The organism is Bacteroides sp. AF34-31BH (assembly GCF_003602795.1).
GTDB classification, from domain to species: Bacteria; Bacteroidota; Bacteroidia; order Bacteroidales; family Bacteroidaceae; genus Bacteroides; species Bacteroides uniformis.
In genome coordinates this window covers 145004-168209 of sequence record NZ_QTLV01000009.1, presented here as the reverse complement: position 1 = coordinate 168209, position 23206 = coordinate 145004, and the positions used below count along the sequence as shown (strand labels likewise).

At 47.5% G+C, this 23206-nt stretch carries 13 protein-coding genes; all 13 read right to left on the bottom strand.

Annotation, left to right across the window (positions count from 1 at the left end):
• Positions 1-68: 68 nt before the first annotated feature.
• Complete coding sequence (locus tag DWZ67_RS14240; RefSeq protein ID WP_087332990.1) at positions 69-2312, bottom strand: GH92 family glycosyl hydrolase; 2244 nt, start codon at positions 2310-2312, stop codon at positions 69-71.
• Between the two features lie 295 nt (positions 2313-2607).
• Complete coding sequence (locus tag DWZ67_RS14235; protein WP_005828866.1) at positions 2608-3579, bottom strand: glycoside hydrolase family 130 protein; 972 nt, start codon at positions 3577-3579, stop codon at positions 2608-2610.
• A 23-nt stretch (positions 3580-3602) separates the two neighbouring features.
• Positions 3603-4913 (bottom strand): MFS transporter, encoded by a 1311-nt coding sequence (locus tag DWZ67_RS14230; protein WP_120139130.1) that lies wholly within the window; start codon positions 4911-4913, stop codon positions 3603-3605.
• Positions 4914-4934: 21 nt separating this feature from the next.
• Positions 4935-7205, bottom strand: a complete 2271-nt coding sequence (locus DWZ67_RS14225) for a GH92 family glycosyl hydrolase (protein WP_117703438.1) — start codon at positions 7203-7205, stop codon at positions 4935-4937.
• A gap of 166 nt (positions 7206-7371) precedes the next feature.
• Entirely contained in the window at positions 7372-9354 is a 1983-nt protein-coding gene (locus DWZ67_RS14220; protein ID WP_005828869.1) for a BT_3987 domain-containing protein, read from the bottom strand.
• 38 nt (positions 9355-9392) lie between these two features.
• Positions 9393-10547: a DUF1735 and LamG domain-containing protein gene (locus tag DWZ67_RS14215; RefSeq protein ID WP_120139128.1), complete on the bottom strand. Its 1155-nt coding sequence runs from the start codon at positions 10545-10547 to the stop codon at positions 9393-9395.
• A gap of 9 nt (positions 10548-10556) precedes the next feature.
• Positions 10557-11570, bottom strand: coding sequence for a glycoside hydrolase family 18 (locus tag DWZ67_RS14210; RefSeq protein ID WP_120139126.1), 1014 nt, complete (start codon positions 11568-11570; stop codon positions 10557-10559).
• A 22-nt stretch (positions 11571-11592) separates the two neighbouring features.
• Positions 11593-13182 (bottom strand): RagB/SusD family nutrient uptake outer membrane protein, encoded by a 1590-nt coding sequence (locus tag DWZ67_RS14205; protein WP_120139124.1) that lies wholly within the window; start codon positions 13180-13182, stop codon positions 11593-11595.
• Between the two features lie 11 nt (positions 13183-13193).
• Positions 13194-16580: a TonB-dependent receptor gene (locus tag DWZ67_RS14200; RefSeq protein WP_120139122.1), complete on the bottom strand. Its 3387-nt coding sequence runs from the start codon at positions 16578-16580 to the stop codon at positions 13194-13196.
• A gap of 303 nt (positions 16581-16883) precedes the next feature.
• Positions 16884-19160, bottom strand: a complete 2277-nt coding sequence (locus DWZ67_RS14195) for a GH92 family glycosyl hydrolase (protein WP_005828880.1) — start codon at positions 19158-19160, stop codon at positions 16884-16886.
• Between the two features lie 65 nt (positions 19161-19225).
• Entirely contained in the window at positions 19226-20215 is a 990-nt protein-coding gene (locus tag DWZ67_RS14190; RefSeq protein ID WP_005835480.1) for a FecR family protein, read from the bottom strand.
• Between the two features lie 11 nt (positions 20216-20226).
• A complete protein-coding gene (locus DWZ67_RS14185; protein WP_005828885.1) occupies positions 20227-20820 on the bottom strand; it encodes an RNA polymerase sigma-70 factor in 594 nt (197 codons plus the stop codon).
• Positions 20821-20831: 11 nt separating this feature from the next.
• A complete protein-coding gene (locus DWZ67_RS14180; RefSeq protein ID WP_016272631.1) occupies positions 20832-23063 on the bottom strand; it encodes a GH92 family glycosyl hydrolase in 2232 nt (743 codons plus the stop codon).
• Between the last annotated feature and the right edge of the window lie 143 nt (positions 23064-23206).

Below are 23206 nucleotides of genomic sequence, written 5' to 3'. Positions count from 1 at the left end.
CACTGACATGAACTCTGTCAACGACGGGCAACCTAAACCATCACCGATGCTATCCTGACTCACAATACCTATCGAAGCCTAAATCGCAGTTTTCCACTCTGCACCAGTTCTTCATGAGTGATACGATATCGGGACAGTTTTTTTCCTCCCAGTTCCATTTCACGGATATAAAGCGACTCTGCCGACGGGCGTTCCGTCTCTATCACCAGTTGGTCGCGTCCCCAATACTTAGGGTCGAGCTTTATGGTCACCTTATCAAATACCGGAGTAGACAGCGTATAAGCCGGTTCTCCGGGACAATCCGGATAAAAGCCCATCATATTGAAGATAGCCCAAGCGGACATCGTTCCGGTATCATCATTGCCGGGAATTCCGTCGGGGGCATTCTTGAAATACTTCTGCAAAAGGCGGTGCAGTTCTTTCTGCGTGCGCCACTCCTCACCCTTGAAATAAGAGAAAAGATGGGCGTATGCAATGTCCGGTTCGTTGGCAGGGTCGTACAGTCCTTCGTCGAACACGCGCTGAAGCTTGTCTACGAACGGCTTCTTTCCACCCATGAGCCGGGCAAGCCCTTTCACATCGTGGGGAACATAGAAAGTATAGTTCCAGGCACAACCTTCGTGAAATCCGGGGTTCGGCTCAAAGTTCTCTCCCTGCCTCGGGTCGAAAGGAGCATAGAACTCACCGTTAGGCAGGATAGGACGGAAAGTACCGTACTCCTTACAGTAATAATGCTTGTAGCCCAGCGAACGTTCGTGGAACAGACGGGCATCCTCCTTCTTGCCAAGCGCAGCGGCTATGCGTGACAAGGCATTGTCGGCAATATAGTATTCCAGGGCATGTGAAACGGAATTGTCATACTGCTCCCGCAGGGGCACATATCCCAATGACACGTAGTCGTCATTGTCCGGACGGAGCAGATTCTCCGCTCCCGGCAGGGTGGCTCCCTTGCGCATGGCTTCGTAGGCCAGTTCTATATCAAAGTCGCGCAGACCTTTCAGCCAGGTGTCGACGATGACGGGAATGGAAGGGTCACCTTCCATGGTCAGCGTCTCACGTCCGTAGAGTTCCCATTTGGGAAGCCAGCCGTGTTCGCGGTACATGTCGAGCATGGAGCGCACCATCTGCAATTGCCGTTCGGGATATACCAGCGTAAGAAGCTGGTGCACATTGCGGTAAGTGTCCCACAAAGAAAAGACGGTATAACGGTCGCCTTGGGTAGTCAAAATCTTATCACTCTCCATAGCGGGATATTCCCCGTTCACATCTTGCAGGATATTGGGATGTATCAGCGTATGATAGAGTGCCGTATAAAAAACGGTTTTCTGCTCTTCCGTACCTCCTTCCACAAGGATGCGCGAGAGGTCATCGTTCCAGCGGCGACGGGCTTCTTCCAGCACTTGACCGAAGTTCTTTCCCTGCTGCTCGGTATCCAGATTGAGGCGGGCATTCTCCATGCTCACAAAAGAGACTCCCATCTGTACTTCCACCTGCTCGCCTTCTTCGGTATCGAATGTAAGATAGGCGCCGATATCATCTCCCGCCAGTTCCTTCTGGTAGCGGGTGTAAAGTTTGTAGCGTCCGTTATCGGGGTCCCATTCGGCCTCTACACCGGTCATGGGGCGCTGCTTCTTCCAGTAGCCCGAAGCGGCGGGCTGCTTGTTGACACGCATCACAAAGTAGATGGGAAAAACGGCTTGTGGGTTGTAGCAGAAAGTACCCAGCAGCTTCATACCTTCAAACTCGCATTTACCCGTCTGGCGCAGAAAAGCTCCCGATTCATTGGTCAGGCCTTCGCCCAGGTTCAGCAGCACATGGCTCTGCCCGGCAGGAAAGGTGAAACGCGCCACACCCGTGCGAGGAGTTGCCGTCACTTCCGTCTTCACATTGTAGCGGGTCAGGAAGTTGCTGTAATATCCGGGGGATGCCTGCTCGTCCTTATAGCGGCTTCCATATTCCTTATAATCTACGGACAGCTCTCCCGTAGTGGGCATCAGCAGCAGAGAACCCAATTCCGGACAGCCCACACCGCTCAAATTGACATGCGAGTATCCGGTAAAGAAACAATTGTGATACTCATAGGGAGTAGACCACCAGCGGGCATCTTTATCGTATTTGTTGTCCTCCGAACCCATCACGTTGAAGGGCACTACGGACATCATTCCATTGGGACAGACGGCTCCCGGATTCGTGGTACCGAAGTTGGTGGTACCGACAAAAGGATTCACATAGTCCGCAGGATGCTTCTCCGCAGCCATAGATGCCGTGAGCATTCCAAAGGAGATGATACAGAAAGTAATCAGTCGTTTCATAATATAGTAAGGATTTGTTCTTTATTAGTTAGTGAGCACGCTACCCATGCCGGTGTCATTGCATGCACTCTGCAAAGTTATTGCAAACGGTCTGCAGTGACACTGCAAACTACTTTGCAGTAGCACTGCAACAGTTTTGCAGTGACGCTGCATCAGCTTTGCAGTGGCGCTGCAACGGCTTTGCAGTAGCACTGCAAAAAGCATGCAGTATCTTTGCAGTGACATTACACTAAGTATAAAGCAGTTACGGCAGGCGCTTTTCAGCAATACCGAGCGCCTGCCAACTGCTTGGTACTTACAAAATACTTGTGCGCTTCGTGAACTCCAGAATCTCACGGATATACCCAAAGGCAAGCCCCACTACCGTATCGGCTGCACCGTAGTATACAGCTACACGTTCTCCATCTTGCAACGCTGCGCAAGGGAACACCACGTTGGGAACATCACCTTGCAACTCATAAGGAGCAGCAGGCGCAAGCAGATACTCACGGGTGCGGTAGAGCAACTTGGCAGGATTGTCCTTATCCAGAATAGCTGCTCCCATGGAGTAACGGAAACCGTTACAAGTGGTTATCACGCCATGATAGAACATCAGCCAACCCTCGTCCGTGAGGAACGGTACCGAACCTGCCCCTATCTTGGTACACTGCCAGGCACTTTCGGGGAAAGGCGTAGGAGCCATCACATGGCGGTGTTCGCCCCAGAATTTCATGTCAGGGCTGAAGCTAATGTAGATGTCGCCAAAAGGAGTATGTCCGCTATCGCTGGGACGGCTCAAGAGCGCATATTTGCCATCGAACTTCTGAGGCAACAACACACCGTTGCGGTTGAAAGGCAAGAAAGCATTCTCGCACTGGAAGAACTCCTTGAAATCGAAAGTATAGCCGATGCCGATGGTGGGGCCGTAGTAGCCGTTGCACCACGTAATCCAGTAGCGGTCCTCAATCCATGTCACGCGCGGATCGTATTTATATTCGGACTCTATCATGTCCGTATTCCCGGCCTTGAACTTGATTGGCTCATGCTCTATTTCCCAGTGGATGCCGTCCTTGCTGAAACCGGCAAAGATATTCATCTGCACCGCCCGGTTGTCACAACGGAACACACCGGCATAACCATCCTTAAACGGAACCACCGCACTGTTGAAAATGCTGTTCGACGACGGAATATGGTAGCGGTCTATTACGGGATTCTCCGAATAACGCCACATTACATCCTTACAGCCTGCCGGCCGTTCTTCCCAAGGCATTGTGATTTTGTTGCTCATAATTGCTCTATATTATTAATTGGTTATTGTTGTTTCTTCTCATCGGCATACGTAAACGGTATGAAGTACGTAATGAGGAACGCCGGAATGGTGGCAAACAGCGTGAAGGTAAAGAACGCCTCGTACCCCAACCAGTCGCTGACAAAACCGCTGATTGTGCCCGGCAACATCACACCCAGATTCATGATGCCCGAAGCAAAGGCATAATGTGCCATCTGGTGCTTTCCCGGCGCCACCTGCTGCATCATGAACAAAGTCAGTCCCACAAAACCAAAACCATAACCGAAGTACTCGAGCACGATGGCACTACCTATCAGCAACCCGCTTTCCGGCTGGTACATGGCAAGCAGGGTATACGCTACAAAAGGCAGATTGAAGATGCAGCACAGAGAGAACAGCGTCCGCCGCAATCCCCGGTGCGAAATGTAATAGCCTGCCAACAGTGACCCCAGCACAAAGGCTGCCGCCCCATAAGTGCCGTAGTACAAACCTATCTGCTGCTCATTCAGTCCCAAGCCACCTGCCGAACGCTCCGCCTTCAAGAAAAGAGGGACAATCTTCATGACAAAACCCTCGGCAAGGCGATAAAGGATAATGAACGCTATATAGTACCAGATGTGCTTCTTCAAGAAGAAATCCTTGATTACCGCCACCAACTGCTCCCACGTCTCTCTTGCCGACTTGGCGCCGGATGCGGCAGCACCGCCCGATGGCAGCATGCGCATGTGGTAGAAGCCAAGCAGCAGCATCACCGCCGCCAATATCAGCATCACCGTCATCCATGCATGCCGGGTAGCCTCGTGGCGGACTGCCTCTGTGGCACCCTCCACCCCACCGAAACCTACCAGCAAGGCACCTGCCAGCCAGACCAACCCGCCGGACGCCACAATCTTCGCTATATTGTAGAAGGCTCCCTGCCAACCGATATACTTGGCCTGGTCCTGCTTGTTCAGTTCCGACATGTAGACACCATCCGTAGCCACATCGTGCGTGGCTCCGCTGAAAGCAATCACTGCCAGCAGCGCAATGCATATCGCAAAAAAGAACGGTAACTGCAACGTCAAAGCCACCAGAGCAAAACCTGCTCCGGTAACCATCTGCGTCAGTACCACGAAAAACTTCTTCGTCTTGAACATTTCAAGGAACGGACTCCAAAGGAACTTCAGCGTCCAGGGCATCATGATGAGCGACGTCCACAGAGCAATCTGCGCGTCACCGATACCCAGCCCCTTGAACATCAACACAGAAACCATGTTCAGCACCACAAACGGCAATCCCATGGCAAAATATACGGTGGGGACCCACGATATAGGATTATGATTTTTTCGGCTCATCCCTTCTGTATATTATCTGTGTCACTTCAACGGTTCACTGCCCATAGTCAGCTCCAGCGTACCACCGTCCACTATATCCTGATGCGTGAAGAATGGAGTCTCCAACTTATTGCCGTTCAGCACAATGCTCCGCACATACTTGTTGTCGCGGCTGTTGTTGTGGGCTATCACCTTGAACGACTTGCCGTCTTTCAGATGAACGGTCGCCTCGTTGAACAGCGGGCGTCCGATGGAATATACCGGCTTGCCGGGGCATACCTGATAGAAGCCCATCGCATTCAGAATGTACCATGCAGACATCTGTCCGCAGTCTTCATTGCCCGAAAGTCCGTCGGGGTTGTTGAAGTAAAGCGTATGCAGCACCTCATCCACAATCTCCTGCGTACGCCAGGGCTGGCCTACGTAGTTGTAGAGATGGGCAATGTGATGGCTTGGCTCATTGCCGTGGGCATACTGGCCTATCAGACCGGAAATATCCACCGAGGTCGATTCACCTTCCAGCTTGGAATCGGCCGTGAACAGAGAATCCAACTTGCCGATGAAGGCGTCGCGTCCTCCCATCAGTTCTACCAATCCGTCCACATCGTGGGGAACGAACCAAGTCCACTGCCATGCCGTACCTTCGCAATAGTCATCATTACGGTGATTGGAAGCGCGGGGGTTGAAAGGCGTACGCCAGTTGCCCTCACTGTCCAGTCCGCGCATGAAGCGGGTACTCGGATCGAAATAAACTTTATATCCCTCGGCAAAGGCCGCATACTTATCGCGGTTGGCTTCGTCGTCCAAGGCACCTGCCAGTACGGAGATACACCAGTCATCGTAAGCATATTCCAAAGCTTTAGCCACAGATTCATTGTCTTTATCGCAAGGCACGTAGCCAATCTTGTTCTTCCAGTACTTGGCCTGCGGCATCAGATGCGGCACAACCAAAGGATGGGTGATAATACCCGTCGTATCGTATTCTGCCGTACGGAGGCAAGCCTTGTAAGCCTCCTGCACGTCGAAGTTACGGTATCCCTTTACATAAGAATCCGCTATGAGGGAGGCTGCATGATAACCAATCATGGTACCCGTATAGTTTCCGGCCAGTTCCCACATAGGCAGGACGCCGCCCTCGCGGGACTTCTGGATGAGCGAACGGATGAAAGCCTCGTTCAGTTCAGGATCAATAATCGTCATCAGCGGATGATAGGCACGGAAAGTGTCCCATAAAGAGAAAATGGTGTAGATAGGCTCGTCCACCCTGCCTTGATGGGGCTTCAAGTCCATACCAAAGTAACGTCCGTCAGCATCGGTAAACAAGTTGGGCTGCATACCCGTGTGGTAAAGTGCCGTGTAGAACATGGTACGCTGGTCGTTGTCCTTCGTATCGATGTCAATCTTGGAAAGATAAGTGTTCCACTGCTGGCGGGCAGCACGGCGCACACCGTCAAAATCCCATCCGGAGATTTCGGCTTCCACATTCTTGCGGGCACCGTCCATATCCACGGCAGACACACCTACCTTTACCAATACCTCTTCATTGGGCTCCGTCTGGAATTGCAGTAAAGCTTTAGCTGTAGGCAGAAGCGGACCGCCTTCGTCCAATGCCATGGAGTCCGTGACCAGCGTATAGGTGAATGGTTTGGAGAACTTGGCATAGAAGTTGATATACTGGTCGAAAGCCCAATATACAGTCTTCTTGCGTCCACGGATTTCAGTATCGCTGATTACTTCCAGCTCCATCTGTTCATTCTTCTGGCGCTGGATACTGTAATCCAGGTCGAGGATAAAGCCTGCATCTTCCGCTTTCGGGAAGGTATAGCGATGAATCGCCGCACGTTTGGTAGAGGTCAGTTCGGCTTTCACCCCGTAGCGGTCCAAAAATACGGAATAATATCCCGGTTCGGCTGTTTCATTCTCGTGGGAAAAGGCAGAGGCGTACGCCATCTGCTGGCTCTTCGAGCCCACGGAGTGGTAATCCTGCCGACCTACAGTGGGCATCAGCAGCACATCCCCGTAATCGGCACAACCCGTACCGCTGACGTGGGTATGTGAAAATCCGTTGATAGTAGTATCTGCATAGTAATATCCGGAGCAGGCATCCCACTCGTAGATACGCGTGTCGGGGCTGGGCTGAATCATCCCGTTGGGAACTACCGCTCCGGGATAGGTATGCCCATGTCCACCCGTACCGATGAACGGATTGACGTAAGACGCATAGTCCGGTGCCGTCTGGGTACAGCTGCAAACCGCCCCCAGCAGAAAAAGTCCGCCCAACAGTATGGAACTAGATTTCATGTTTTTCTTCATATTGTTTATTGTATAAGTAGGTGTATAGCTTCATAATAGAATCTTGTTATATGAGAATGCTTGAGGAGGGCCGCCCTATTACTTTGAGCAAAGCCCTCCTTTGTTTCATGTATGAAAAGGTTCAAGCATCCGTTTTCCGAAACCTCAGTTTACGGAAAACACGGCATCAGCGTACCTTCTTCATCGTATAGTTCTCACTCACGAAGTAAGGAACATCGGGGAAGATGTCGGTCTCAATCTCACCGCCTACATACTTATAGGGATTGATAGCCCATCTGTTGCCCAAGCCATAGATATGCATATCACCGTTAGGAGCAATAGCACCATCCATATAGTAATCATCATAGTTAGGATATGCCTTCCACTGGAAATTCTTACTGTAAGTACCGAAATGCATTTTGTAGGTAGCAGGGTCTTCAGCATCGCCCTCATGAATGGTTTGCGGATAGATGAGCAGTGCACCGTTATAGTAATCGCAATGCATCGGATACTTACCGGTGATTTCGGGGAAAGTACCCCAGTTGTAAACCACATATCCGGTACCTTCTTCATCCTTTTCAATGATCACATTCTTCTCAAACTCCTGGCTGCCTTTCCAATCCCACCAGCGAGGATTACCTTCTTCATCCACATAGGTAAAGAGGGAATTGCTGGAAGTTACCTTCCACTCGCCGACCAAATCTTCATAACCCAACATTTTGCCCTGATAAGCTTCACCGGTACGGCTCCAGTACTTGCCACTCCATTCCACTCCATCATCAAAGAGCACCTCACTTATTTCCGAAAGCAACACGTAATACTGATACATCAGTGGTTTGGGGTTGTAGAACATCTGAATACCATAACCTTCATCCTTCACTTTTTGGAATTTGCTTTTGTCAAATCCGCTCCAGCCTCCGTTCAGCTCATCATTAATCTTCCAGGGTAACGGAGCATACTTGGATTTGGGCAGGTTCTCAAAATGAGACTCTTCACGGCCAAAGGCTCCATTAGGATTCTGATTCTGGTAATAACCGTAGGTCATATAATCCACAATATCACCTACTTTCACACCTTCTACCTCGCCGTCGGGAGAGTCGAGAGAACCATATTCATACACACCAATCAACTTTTTGCCAAACACTTGGCGGCATTCGTAAACCAAGCGCGCGAAGTTGGCACGTGAACGTTTTTCGAAGCCGGGACTGGGATTGGAGTTATTATAACTGGTGTACTCATCATCAAAGTCAATGCCATCCAAACCATAAATATCCAAGTAGGCTTTCAGTTCCTTGGCAAAGTCTTTGGCAGCAGCTTCCGAAAGGTTGCCCATACCTGCCTCGTCATGGTTACCAAGAATAGTCATCACCACCTTAATGCCTTTAGCCTGCAAAGGACGGATGAACTTATCCGCATTTCTCAGCAAGAAAGAAACCTGGTCATTGCAGAAAACATGAACGCGACCAGTCTTGCTATCCACATTGATGTTAGCTGCAAAAATGCTGACAACATCAAAGAAAGGCTTTCCGTCGCTCTTCATAGTATATTCACCCATATTCAAGATGTTCTCGTCATTTACTTCCACAAAGCAATGTGTAAGTATATCACCCTTACTGATACTCTCAGGAATAGCAGCCAAAGGCTTTACCAAGTAAATATATTCCTGATTGTTTGTAGAAACTTCCACACCGTTATTGGCAGATGCAGAAACGGCAACAGCATAAGTCTGTCCGATTGTGCCTCCGGCATTGATATTCAGTTCCACAGAAGCCGACTTCTGTTCGCCCGCCTTGATAGTGGCAGTTCCACCGTTCGCCAGGCTCAGCTTATCGGCGGGATACATTTTATAGCTTGTTCCATTCTTCTTATTGTAAGCCTCCAAAACGTCTTCGTCCACTTTGAAGGTCACCGTAACATCCTGCTCTGCAGCTTTGCTCAGTTCAAAATAGAGATGTCCGGTAGCAACCTTGTCGCCAAAAACAGAAATCGGAGTAAGTTCACGTGCACCGGCGGCAGACTTTACATAGCCATACACGCCATCCACAGTATCCAGCTTGTCACTGTTGCCGGTGTTGATGACAACATCATCTTCACAACCGGTGAAGCATATTCCTGCACATGCAAAAGCCATTGCCAGCAAGCCTGATTTTACATGATTCATATATTTCATAATCAATATCTTTTTATTTGAATTAAGGTATAACTAAATTATTTAGCGGGCAGTTCCACAGCAGTCCAAGTCAATGATTCCACTGCAGTAGCATTGTTCTCATTTCCGCTATAATCGTGAATGGCAGTACCGGCGCCCTCATCGAACTTCCAGTAAGAAACCAGTCCGTCAGCATCCGGCTCTACCTGGTAGAAGTGGTCCTTTGCATTGATTTCTGCTGATGTCAACACCTTGTTCCAGATACGCACCTCTGAGATATTACCTTCCAACCAACGGTCACGATTGTATGAATGGCCAATCCAGAATCCGTTACCTTCATCGGTCATGGTCTGGCCCCAGTTCACGACTCCGCAGTCCAAAGTAGTCTCCAGCATATTCTTACCATTGATGTAGATTATAACTGTTTTTGCATCCGCATCGTAGGTCACAGCGATATGTGTCCATTCGTTTGTCGGAATAACCAGACTCCCATCGGTCACATTGCCGCTACTTGTAGCCACCTGCAACTGGTTTTGAGGAATTCCGGCATCACCGATGCGGAGCAGGAACTTACCTTCGATACCCATAATGGAAGTCAGCATCTTGTCAAACTTGCTTACACGAATCAACGCTTCTGCCGTCAGCTTATTCATATTATTGGCTACATCTGGATTGGTCCAAGTTACGTAAACCAGATTCTTGGTAATATCAGGAACCGTATTAATCAATGCGGCACCCTTCAGCACGTAGTACATGGTACCGGAGCTCTTCAAGACTCCGATGCTTGCCTGGTCTACCGTAACCGGCAATACATATACCTTCTCACGGTCCAGCTCCGTCAAGTTCTTGAAGCTGACAGTGATGTCGTCTGAAATGACAGCACCGGCCAAAATGGTAGCCTGCGGAGTTTCTACCGTATAATAGTTTTCCGGCAGAGCCTCGGCTGTGTCATAATAGGTAGCGTTATAAGTAGCTACCAGTGAAGGGTCCGCCTTCAAGGCAATAGTTATATCCTGCGATTCAGGACGGGCCATTGAAATCCGGAATGAACCTTCCGTATCGGAAACAGTGTTTTTCAACAACACAGTACTGGTCATCGCCGAGCCGTTGATATACACCTGATTATCGAAATTCTCAACGTCATTATCATTACAAGCAGCAAATACACCTGCCAATAATGCCATCGATACTAAATATATACTTTTCAGTTTCATGATATTCTTTTATTTTTTAGGAGCAGGATTCATAATATTGATAGCTTCTCTCACGTATTGATAGGTATTGGTAGCATTGTAATAATCATTCTGCATGTTCTCAATAGCCAGACCAGCTTTTGTAAACTCTGCAGACGGTTCTGTCACCCAATAAGCAGCTTCCGACAGAGCTCTCAAAGCATTGTAATATCCGGTAGTCTTATCTGTTGTATCCAGAGAGACGGTAGATGCCGATACAATGAAGCGGTCAGCCGGAACACCGTCTGCCATCAAGGCCTGAAGCGCTTCTATCCCCAGTTGGGCAACATCCGTGACATCATTTGTAATCAAGATGATATGGTCACAAGAAGAGAGCACAGACTGGCCTATCAGGTTGGCAGGATACCCCTGGAACACCAGTTGCTTACCTGAATTGGCACTCTTCCAGTTGGACATCACACTGAAGAAGGTATCCTGATTTGCCTTTGCTTCAGCTTTGTCAGCTTCGGACATGTAGATAGGATTGCTGCCACGATACTCGGCTACAATACCGTCGAAAGGTGCTTCAAGAGCTATCAGTCTGTTCAACTCAGCCGAAAGATAAGCCGAAAATGCAGAAGTTTCCGTTCCTTCCTTCACCTTGTCGGTATGTTCCTTCAAGATATTGTCATAGCTGATGGAATAGAATACTTTCGTTCCTTTCTCGTGTACGCTTGCAATATCTTCCAGCTCAAATTCCGCCAAATCGGGAGTAGTCGCAATAATTACGTCCAGACTGTCGGGAACATCCGACATGTGCTGTCCACGGCTGAAAGGAACTTTCTCACTATTATCAAACCAGCCGTATACAATCTTATGGTCAGAATTCTTGTATTCCCGCAAGTTCTTCAGATACTTGGCATATAGTTCGGGAGACTGTTCGTCGATTCCGGGTTCTTTCAGTTTAATACTCTCTGAATCCGTCCAGTCAGAGCAGGCAGACAATGCCAATACGGAAAAAGCTGCCAGCGCAATTCCTTTGAATGATTTCTTATATAATTTCATAATTATTCAGCATTTATTGTTATTATTTGCGTGCCCACCATACGTCAGTAGCCATGTTGTCCGGTCCACCCAGATAGCTGCTTACTGCCTCTTGCACGTTTTCAGTATTACTTGTATATTCTTCAGAAGGATAAGGCATACGGCGTGCACCTTTCTCGCTGTCAACAACTCCACCGCTTAAGTTGCCTTCACTGGTTGCAGGCAACAGTTTGGGATAGCCCGTACGACGATAGTCAGCCCAAGCCTCGTTACCCAACGGCCAATTGGCAATCCATTTCTGGGTAATGATGCGTTCCTGCTTTTCTTCTCTGGATGCCCCTTCATTCCACTTGACGGTAATGGCGGAAAGATTCTTTTCATAGGTATTAAGACCGGCGGGATCTTTGTAAAGAGCAGGCACACTACTGTCATCAGCCAGATAACTGTCTACACCTGTAGCTCCCCACTGTTCGAAAGAGAGGCGGACACCTTGTTCATAAAAATCAGCAGCGGTTCCTTTCATGTTGAAACCATAGATTGCAGTGGCTTCAGCACGCAAGAAGGCAACTTCTGCCGCATTCATCCAAAGCACGGGATCAGAAGAGGAAATCTTCACACGCGAATAATTGATGAAATACTCTTTCATCTTACTGAGGTTGATACCGCGACGCAATCCCACATAAGCCTCTCCCGGCCATTTTGACTCCTCAAAATAGCTGGCACGGCGATTGTCATTGTAACCGTTCATGTAGCAGATGATGTCGGCAGCAGGATGGGTATCACCACCTGAAGCTTCTTCATTGTAACGTACTGCCACAAACAACGGATTGCTGATTGTACCGAAATATTTCCATGTGGCATTGTCTGCATTTGTTTCAATCAGACCCAATTCGTGATTCACCGCACTTTCAGCCATTTCTTTAGCCTTAGCAGGGCTTACATTGGCAATGCGGATAGCCAGACGCAGCTTCAAGGAGTTAGCAAATTTCACCCATTTCTGCACATTACCGCTATATACAAAGTCTGCAGAAGCAACCAATGCCGCATTTCTGTTCTCAGTCAATACAGTGATGGACTCGTCCAATTCCTTGAAGAATGCATTATATACTTCTTCCTGCGTATCATAAGGAATGGTAATCTTGCCATCCTGACCGATTTTAGAATAAGGAATAGGACCATACGCATCAGTCACGCGACTCATGGCAGCAACCTTTATGATTTGAGCAATGGCATAAGGAACCGGATTATTGGTATTCTCCGATACTTGTTTCACTGTGCTCAAGTTACCGTAAAGTGTTGAAATGATACGGTCACTTATCAAGAACACACGCGTCCAGTCATTTGTAGCATTAAAATTGGATATTGTATTGGACCAGCCGGCATTTGAATCGGCAAAATAACCTCCCAACGGTCCACCCAACAAACAATCAGTAAACTGTGCCGTATTGACATCTGATGAGATAACCGTACTTGCCAAGTTACTCATGGCAGAACCCAGTGCATAATCATCCGGAGTCAAATCACCCGGTTGATAAGGATTGGAGTTGATATCCATATAATTGCCGGTACAGGACATAAAGCCCATAACCAACGGAGCAACAATCAATTTATTTATAATATTTTTCTTTTTCATATCGTTTGGTATTAAAATTTAAAGCTCAAGCTAAAGCCGATGTTACGCAAAGCCGGCATCATGAAATAGTCTATTCCCTGATAAAAGTTATCGGTAGAAGCTACACTTTCGGGATCGAAAGGAGCCTTGCTGTAAATCATCCACAAGTTGCGGCCTACCAACGAAACCTTGATATCGCACACATCATTCAACAACTTTCTGGGGATGGTGTAACCCAAAGATACTTCCTGCAGACGGACATTGGTAGCAGAATAAGTATAGTATTGAGGAACAGACGTGCCGCTACCTACTACACCGTACCATGTTTCGGGGTTTACCTTATCTCTACCATTCACCAGCACATAGCCTAAATCGCGTGCATCGGCAGACGCCTTGGACACACCGTAGTAGTCCAACATAGCTTGTGTACGTGAGTAAACCACACCACCCAAACGGGCTGAAATCAAGAAGCCCGCTGTGAAATTCTTCCAAATGAAGTTATTACGCCAAGCCAAATTACCTTTAGGAAGTACGCTTCCCAACTTGATATATTTATCCGGGTCCGTTATGGCTTCCGTAGCAACCGTTCCATTTTGGTCCACAAAAATCTGTCCGTTGGCATCACGTTTCATATCTCGCAGTGAGTAAAGGTCACCCATGCTCCCACCTTCTTTCAGCAAGAAGCGGGCATCACCTAAGCCACCCATATTCAACGTGCTCAAAGAGAACAGCTCACCGGTAACGGGATTGATGGCATTGTCTGCCAAAGTCAGGATTTTATTCTTGTTACTGGAGAAGGTTATACCGGTATCCCATGTAAAATCTTTCCAGGTATTCTTGTAATTCAGCGACAACTCAATACCGGAGTTACGTACGGCACCAGTCTGGATATACATAGCCGACCAACCGCTGACAGGCAACTGCGGGTTGAATGTCTGGTTCATAGTCTTGGCATTGTAATATGTCACGTCCAATTCAAAGTTCTTGAGGAAACGCATGTTCAAACCGATTTCCCAAGAATTGGTACGTTCAGGTTTCAAATTGTACAACGGATATTGGGTCGTGATACTCCACTGGCCGGAACTTGAATTCCATTCATAGTGGGGATTAGCCAAATATCTGGAGAAAGCACTACCAACAGATGCCCATGAACCACGAACCTTTATAAAAGAAAGATAATCTTTGTTCAAGTTAGGCATTAGCTCAGACAGTACAACAGAACCACCGACTGAAGGATAGAAGAATGATTTGCTGTTGGAGTTGGGACCTGCCAGCTGTGAAGGCCAGTCGTTACGTCCGGTCAGCGTCAAGAAGTAAGTGTTCTTGTAACCAAGCTCAGCCGAAGCGAAGAGAGACTGGGTCTGTTCACGCCATCCTTCCTGCAAACGCTGTGTCTTGCTGGCACTCAGGTTCTGGATGGCAAAGTAGTTGGTCAAACCTACCGGTTCGCCGCTGAAGGCATCGCCACCATCAGCAATCGGACCACGTGTTTTCATTGCATCCGAACGTATATCGGAGAATGAACCACCGACGTTGGCCTGGAGTGACCAATCTTCACCGAAATATTTGTTGATACTCACCAGGAAGTCTGCATACAACTGTTTGTCCTGCGTCTTGGTAATACCATAAAGACCTCGTGAAGAGCTCTCGGTGAGCTGTGTATTGGTAGAAGCATAGAACTTTTCTGTATAATCATTGTTGGAGTTATCCAAACGTACACGTCCTGAAACAGTCAGCCAGTCCAGAATCTTATAGCTCAAACCGGCATTCAGCATATAGCGGTCCTTCTTGTTCTGGCGCAGATTGCGGTAGTTAATCCAATAAGGATTCTGCATTACCATACCTTCGTCACCTACCGGCCAGTATTGCGTATAAATTTTACGGGCAGCGTCATAGCGCTCATACATGCTGATATCAGACCAGTCGTTGCTGCGCGGGAACAAATAAGCACCCACCAACGGGTTGTTGTAAGTACCCTGGTTCGTCATGTTCTGGTCATTCTGCAGAATATAGCTTGCACCGAAATCCAGAGTCATCTTGTCGTCCAGGAAAGTAGTGGTGTTACGTACCGTAAAGTTGTAACGGTTGTATTTGTTGTTGGGAACAATACCCTTGGAGTTTACAGCAGCAGCCGATGCATACGTCTGGTTTTTCTCTGTACCGGTTGACAAAGAAATGCTCTCTGTTCCTACAATACCCGTCTGGAAATAATCATCTCTCGGGCTGTAATTGTAGTTATTGGCTGCAGACAAAGGCGCTCCCCAGCTCATGGCTCCTGAAGTGCTCATCACACCACCGGTTCCCGTACCGTAACGGTTTTGGAAGCTCGGCATCACAAACGGATTGGTGAATTCAGTATTACTGCTGACAGTAAGGCTCACCTTACCTTCTTTACCTTTCTTTGTAGTAATGACAATGGCACCGTTGGCAGCTTCCGAACCATACAAGGCAGCAGCGGCGGCACCAGTCAAGACTGACATTGACTCGATGTCTTCCGGGTTGATGTCGGCAATCGGTTCTGAAGAACCCTGAGAGTCGAACTCCTTACCTCCGGCAGTACCACGTCCGGAGAAAATAGGCACACCGTCAATAACATAAAGTGCATTGGAAGACTGCATGATGGATTTCGTACCACGCATCACTACCTTTGATACGCCACCCACACCGGATGAAGAAGCATTGATATTCACACCCGCTACCTTGCCACTCAATGAATTTACAAAGTTGGCGTCTTTATTGGAAGTAATGGCATCCGTATTCACCTGCTGTACATTGTAGGACAATGCCTTTTCCGATCGCTTGATACCGAGGGCAGTGACCACCACTTCTTCAATCATCTGCGTGTCATTCTGCATCAGTACATTAATGGAAGCTGAACCGGTCGCCGAAATTTCCTGCGACTTATAACCGATATAAGAGAATACAAGTACCGGATTCGCTTCTGTAGTGGTCAACGTAAAGTTACCGTCCAGGTCTGTAATACAACCATTGCTGGTACCTTTTACCAATACGTTCACACCAATCAGAGGCCCCATATCATCTGATACGACTCCGGTAATAGTCCTCTCTTTCCCCTGTTGCTTACCTTCTTGTGAAGTAGCGGTCTTTTCTGAAAGATAAACGATGTTGTCCTCCACTTTATACGAAATGTTCTTCCCCTTGAGAATAACATTCAAAGCATCTTCAATGGATACATTGTTCACTTTAACGTTTTCTACTGACAGCGCAGCCAGCTTGTCGTCATAAAAAAATTGATACTTGGATTGAGACTTGATTTGTTCAATGACTGTCCCCAATGTGCCACGAGACACATTCAGGTTTAACTGGGCAAAGCCCCACTGGATAGAAACTGCCATGAACAACAAAACTAATAAAGCCCGCATGAACGTCGAACTCCGAAAAGCATAATTGTCTTTCATAAACACAATTTATAGGTTATACAATAAATTACTTCGAGAGATTCATTCTCTCGCATTCCTATATAAAACAACAGACAATGAAAATACACTTACTGAAAAAGTATCTTTTTTATCATTAATCCTAAAAAAAAGAGTTACCCCGAAAACAAGTTGATATATCATTTTGCTCAATATTACTAACGAAGTAAATAATTATTTCCACCTGATTCAAGAAAAACACCTATAATACAGATAGTAAATAACAAAATGATATATCAACTTATTTTCGAGGCAACCCTTTTCTTACTATATTATTACTATTCTTTACTTCTTCAGTTCATTCGAGAAAGAATAAGGATAATCTTCCGGCTGCGTACCTCTCTTCATATTAGGCTGGCTGCCCATATCAAACCTCAAGGTACCGCCATTCAGCAAATCGCCATGCGTCAGATAATTCCTGGAATAATCCACGCCGTTCACCTTGAGAGACTCGATATACATGTTCTCCGGTGAGTTATCCGGAGCGTCAATTGTCAGGGACTTACCGTTCTCGAAATGGAGGGTAGCCTTACGGAACAGAGGGGCGCCCAATACATACTCGTCCGTACCAGGGCAAACCGGATAGAAACCAAGTGCAGAGAAGACATACCACGCGGAAGTCTGACCGTTGTCCTCGTCACCGCAATAACCGTCGGGACCGGCAGTATACATGCGGTTCATTACCTGACGAAGCCAATATTGGGCCTTCCAAGGTTCCCCGGCGTAGTTATAAAGGTAAATCATGTGCTGGATGGGCTGGTTGCCATGGGCATAGTTACCCATATTCATCACTGTCATCTCACGGATTTCATGGATTACCTGGCCGTAGTAGCTGTCATCGAACAAGGGCGGGACAATAAATACAGAGTCAAGCATCTCTACGAAAGACTCTTTTCCACCCATCAGGTCTATCAGACCTTGAGGGTCGTGGAATACAGACCAGGAATAGTGCCAGCTGTTACCTTCAGTAAAGGCGTCACCCCACTTCAAAGGAGAGAAAGGAGACTGGAACTGGCCGTCTTGATTACGACCACGCATCAGCTTGCTTTCCTTATCAAATACATTCCTATAGTTCATGGCACGTTCCGCAAAGAGTTTCTGCTCCTTCTTCGGACGGTTCAGTTCTTTTGCCATGCGGTAGATGCACCAGTCATTATAAGCATACTCCAAAGTACGGGCAGTGTTCTCGTTGATTTTCACATCGTAGGGAACATAACCAAGCTTGTTGTAATACTCATAGCCGAGGCGACCCGTAGAAGAGACCTCGGGATGGACATTCTTTGTACCGTTGATGAGACCTTCGTACAACGTCTGCACATCCTCCACCTTCACACCTTTCAGATAGGCATCTGCCAGTACGGAAGCAGAGTTGTTGCCAATCATACAGCCACGGTGACCCGGACTTGCCCATTCGGGGAAGAAACCGCTTTCCTTATAGGTGTTGACAAGACCTTCCTGAATCTGCCTGTTCACCGACGGATACATCAGGTTGAGGAATGGGAAAAGACAGCGGAAAGTGTCCCAGAAACCGGTATCCGTATACATATAGCCGGGCAACACTTGCCCATTGTAGGGACTGTAATGAATCGGATTTCCCGCCTCATCCAGTTCATAGAATGCACGCGGGAACAACAAGGAACGATACAAACATGAGTAGAAAGTACGGTACTGGTCAAGGGTTCCGCCTTCCACATCAATACGGCCCAGCACCTTGTTCCAGGCATCCTGACCTTTCTGAACCAGTGTTTCCAAATTGTCATTGCCAAGCTCCTTCAAGTTACGGTCAGCCTGCTCAAAACCGATGAAAGAAGAGGCTACACGGGCATGTACCACTTCACCCTTACGGGTTTTGAAACCGATAACAGCACCGGCATGTCCGGCTTCCTGCTCAACCTTATTCTCGGTCAAGACGCCATCGGCTACAGACGCCTTATAAGTAAAAGGCTTGTCGAACTCTATCACGAAATAGTTCTTGAAGTTCTCGGGAACACCGCCGCTGTTACGGGTAGTATAACCGATAATACGATTCTGTTCCGGAAGTATCTTCACATAAGAGCCCTTGTCAAAGGCATCGACAACAATGTATGAATGATCATTTTCAGGGAAAGTGAAACGGAACAATACGGCACGGTCGGTAGGGGTGAACTCGGTAACCACATCGTGTTCGGCAAGATATACCTTATAATAATGAGGAAGTGCTACTTCGCCCTTGTGGGAGAACCAGCTTGCACGCTTCTCTTCATCAAACTCGGGTTTGCCAACCACCGGCATAATGGAGAACTGCCCGTAGTCGTTAATCCAGGGACTGGGCTGGTGTGTCTGCTTGAAACCACGGATCTTGTTCGCGGTATAGACGTATTGCCAGCCGTCACCCATCTTACCTGTCTGAGGAGTCCAGAAGTTCATACCCCAGGGACGTGCGATCGCAGGATAGGTATTACCGGTGGAAAGCTCGAAAGTAGACTGCGTGCCGACAAGAGGACTGACATACCGGGTAAAGTCTTTGGCATGCAGCCATAAAGCACTGCTCACAAAAAAAAACAATAGGATTAATTTTCGCATAATATTAGAAAGTTGTTAGTATTAAATAAATTCTTCTCGTCATATCTCGAATTTGTGCGGCCTTCCTACTTCATTGAGGAGAGGAAAACACTGTTCCCCACAATTTTATACTCCAATGGAATGGCATTCTTTATCAGATTCAGCACAGCCCCTACACTCTCTTTTTTCTTCAGTGTACCCGAGTAAGTCTTGCTTACATCTATGTTCGGTGCCAGAATTACCCTCACCCCATACGAATTCTCCAATGTACGCGCAATGGTGTATAGGTCAGCCTTCTCAAAGACAAACTCATTATTGTGCCAGTTTTCGATTCCCGTATCCACCTGCTTCACCACCAGACGCCTAGTCATTCCGTTCAGCTCGGCTTTCTGTCCGGGGGCAAGGATAATCATACCCTCGCCATGATTACCTTTCACCTCTACTTCGCCTTTCAAAAGGGTAGCTACTGCAGACATCTTAGCCTTGTCAGACTTGAGGTTGAAAACAGTTCCCAATACTCTGACCTGCATGACCTCACTCTGTACGACAAACGGTTTTTCCGGATTCCTCATCACCTCAAAATATCCTTCTCCTTCCAGATAAACCTTTCTTCCCTTCCCTGCAAACTCATGTGGATATTTCAGGGTAGTGTTTTTATTCAGCCAGACTTTGGTTCCATCCGGCAGTTTCAGTTCCTTAATCTTATCATGAGTGGTGACAGCCAGTAATGTTTCCGGCTGGCTATAAGTCTGATAAAAAAGATAGCCGAAAGTACCCAAAAGGAAGAAGCCCACAAATACGGCCGCATACCGTATCCACCCAACCATCCTCCGTACCTTGTATTGTTTCGTCTTCTCTTGTTCCAGCCTTTTAAACAATCGCTTTTCGGCCTTTTCTATGTCTTGTGTATTCGAAGTATCCCCCAGTCTCCCCAAGTGGTAAATCTCCTCCAGCCTGAACAATTCGCGTGCATTCTCACCCGACTCTTCCAGCCAGGCGTTCACCTCACGAAGTTCATCTTCCGTACATTCACCCATAAGGAACTTGGCCAATATCTCCTCATTCAACTTATTCATTCTTTCCTTCATTATGATAATAAAACAACGCTGCTCGCAAAAACACTTACTTTCCCGATGAAAAACAGAGCCAACATCAGGTTCAGATACCCCAGTTTATCACGCAGCAACTTCAAAGCTTTGTACATGTGGGCCTCCACCGTACGCAATGACACTCCCATTGTATCAGCTATCTCCTTATTCTTCATATCATGCAGATAGCTGAGTTTGAATACCATCCGGCACTTGTCCGGCAATTCATTGATGGCATCGGACAGCTTCCTCCTGAGTTCGGCATCCTCTATCCGTTTCACCACATCATTGCTGTCAGGTTGATAGAACTCAACCCTCTTTTTATGGATTTCGAGCATGACAGCCTCATAGCCACTCACAATGTCCCGATGCTTCAGAACGTTCAAGGCACGGGTATACACCGCCCTATACAGAAAAGCCTGAATCTGCTCTCCCACCTTCATGGTATCTTTCCGCTTCCACAGCTCCACGAAAACATCCTGTACCACATCTTCCGCATCTTCTTCCCCCACAATGCGTGTGGCATAGAACAGCAGGTTGGTATAATACCTGCGGAAAAGGGATTTATATGTCAAGTCGAAATGTTCATTCATATGTTAGCCGGTTATCGGGGACTGTACCATGCCTGACCTGGCTTATCCCCCATTTCAAATTCGAAAACACTTCCATCCATTATCTGTTCATGCGTAATATAACTTTTGTCATAGTTCTTACCGTTGAGTTTGACAGATTGAATGTAGCAATTTTCCTTGCTCACCGCCGGCGCCAGTACCGTAAAGGTCTTTCCACCGGGCAGGTGCATCTTCATTTCCGGATATAGGGGGGTACCGATTTCATATTTTCCACCAACCGGGTCTACCGGATAAAAGCCCATCGCACTGAACACATACCAGGCGGACATCTGTCCGCAATCCTCGTTGCCGCACAAACCGGCAGGAGTGTTCAGGTAGAGTTCACGCATCACCCGGGCTGCATATTTCTGGGTTTTCCAAGGTTGATCCACAGCATTGAACAGATAGATGACGTGATGGCTAGGCTCATTTCCATGCGCATACTGGCCAATCATCCCGGTGCTGAAAATAGGCAACTCATCATCTGCAGAAGGATTGTAAGTAAACATACTGTCCAGCTTCTGGGCAAACCGTTCCTTACCTCCGGTCAAAACTATCAAACCGTCAATATCCTGCTGCACAGACCAGAAGTATTGCCAGCCGTTGCTCTCGCAGATGTGCGGAGTATAGTCGTCCGGCGAGAAGTTCCGGATAAACTCTCCCTTGTCATCACGGGGCTGCATGAAAGAACTTACCGGATTGTAGACATTCCGGTAATTACGGGAACGCTTATAAAACTCGTCCGCAACCTCCTTATCGCCCAGCTTCTCTGCCATACGGGCTATACAATAGTCATCATATGCATATTCCAGTGTTTTAGAAAGTGACCAGTTTTCCGAATTATACTGATCTGTCACATTATAAGGAACATAGCCATATTTCTTATATAACCCAATGCCACGATAGGAATCGATATTGGCAGTAGCTACACAAGCCTCCAAGGCCTTTTTCGCATCGAAGTCCCCAATACCTTTCAGATAGGCATCTACAATAACCGGCACAGAGTGGTAACCTATCATCATATCTGTCTCGCCCCCCTGAAAATTCCATACGGGAAGGCGGCCGTTCTGTTCGAAGAAGGCGAGGAAGGACTTCACCATATCATTCACCCGTTCCGGCTCAATAAAAGTATAGAGAGGATGAGCCGCACGGTAAGTGTCCCACAAGGAGAAAGTACTGTAATTTGTCCAGCCCTCTACCCGGTGCACTTGCTTGTCGGGACCGTAATAGGCGCCGTCCACATCACTGTAAATGGTAGGAGCAATCATCGAATGATATAAAGCTGTATAGAACTTGACTTTCTCATCGCGGTCATCGCATTTTATTTCTATCCGGGACAATTGTTCGTTCCAATCATCCTGCACAGCAGCCAGGTATTTGTCGAAATCATCATCAGGTACTTCTGCTGCTAGATTACGTGCCGCCCCTTCCATACTTACACCGGAGATGGCAGTACTGACAAGAATCTGTTCTCCTTCCTTAGTCTGAAAGTCGAATCGTGCAATGACAGATGTCCCTATCCGCTTGCCTTCTTTCTCTATGGCAGCTGTATCGAGCTGCATCGCAGCAAACGGTTTGGAGAAACGTGTACGGAAGTAGAGGCGCTGGTCGCGTGCCCAACCGTCAGAGTAACGGTAACCTTGCACCGTTACCGAATCGACGGCTTCTATGTGAGAATCATTGGTAAAATCCCAATTCATGGCTTTCCGCAAATTCAGGAAAACGGCAGCATCGGCTTTTGGGAAAGTATACCGCTGAATGCCACAACGCTCGGTGGCCGTCAACTCTACATTTATATTATAATCTTTCAGACGCACCTGATAATATCCAGCGCTTGCCGACTCTTCCGAATGAGAGAACAAAGAGTGAATGCCGAGCGGAGCTTCCGCCTCCTTATAAGGCAATGTCACCGGCATAAAAGAGATGTCATACAAGTCACCAGCGCCGGTTCCGGAGAGATGGGTATGGCTAAAGCCTGCAATGGTACTGTCCGGATAAAAATATCCGGAAATACGGTCCCAGCCCGGCAGTCCGTTGTCAGGACTGAGCTGCACCATGCCAAACGGCGCCTGAGCACCCGGATAGGTGTTTCCAGTAAAATCTGTACCGATAAAGGGATTCACAAACTCTGTATAAGACACACTCTTCACATCCGACACCTGCGAGGTGCATGCCAGAAAGGATGAAAAGACCACAAACAAACAACAAGATTTTATCAAATTCATAACATTATAGGGTTAACGTGTATAGTATAACAACCTAACCGGATAAAACACTTACACATCTTGTCACTTTTCTACAGAATTCATGCAAACAAAAGTAATACAAAATTCCGATTAATCCTCTTTTTTATTTTGTAAAAATATAC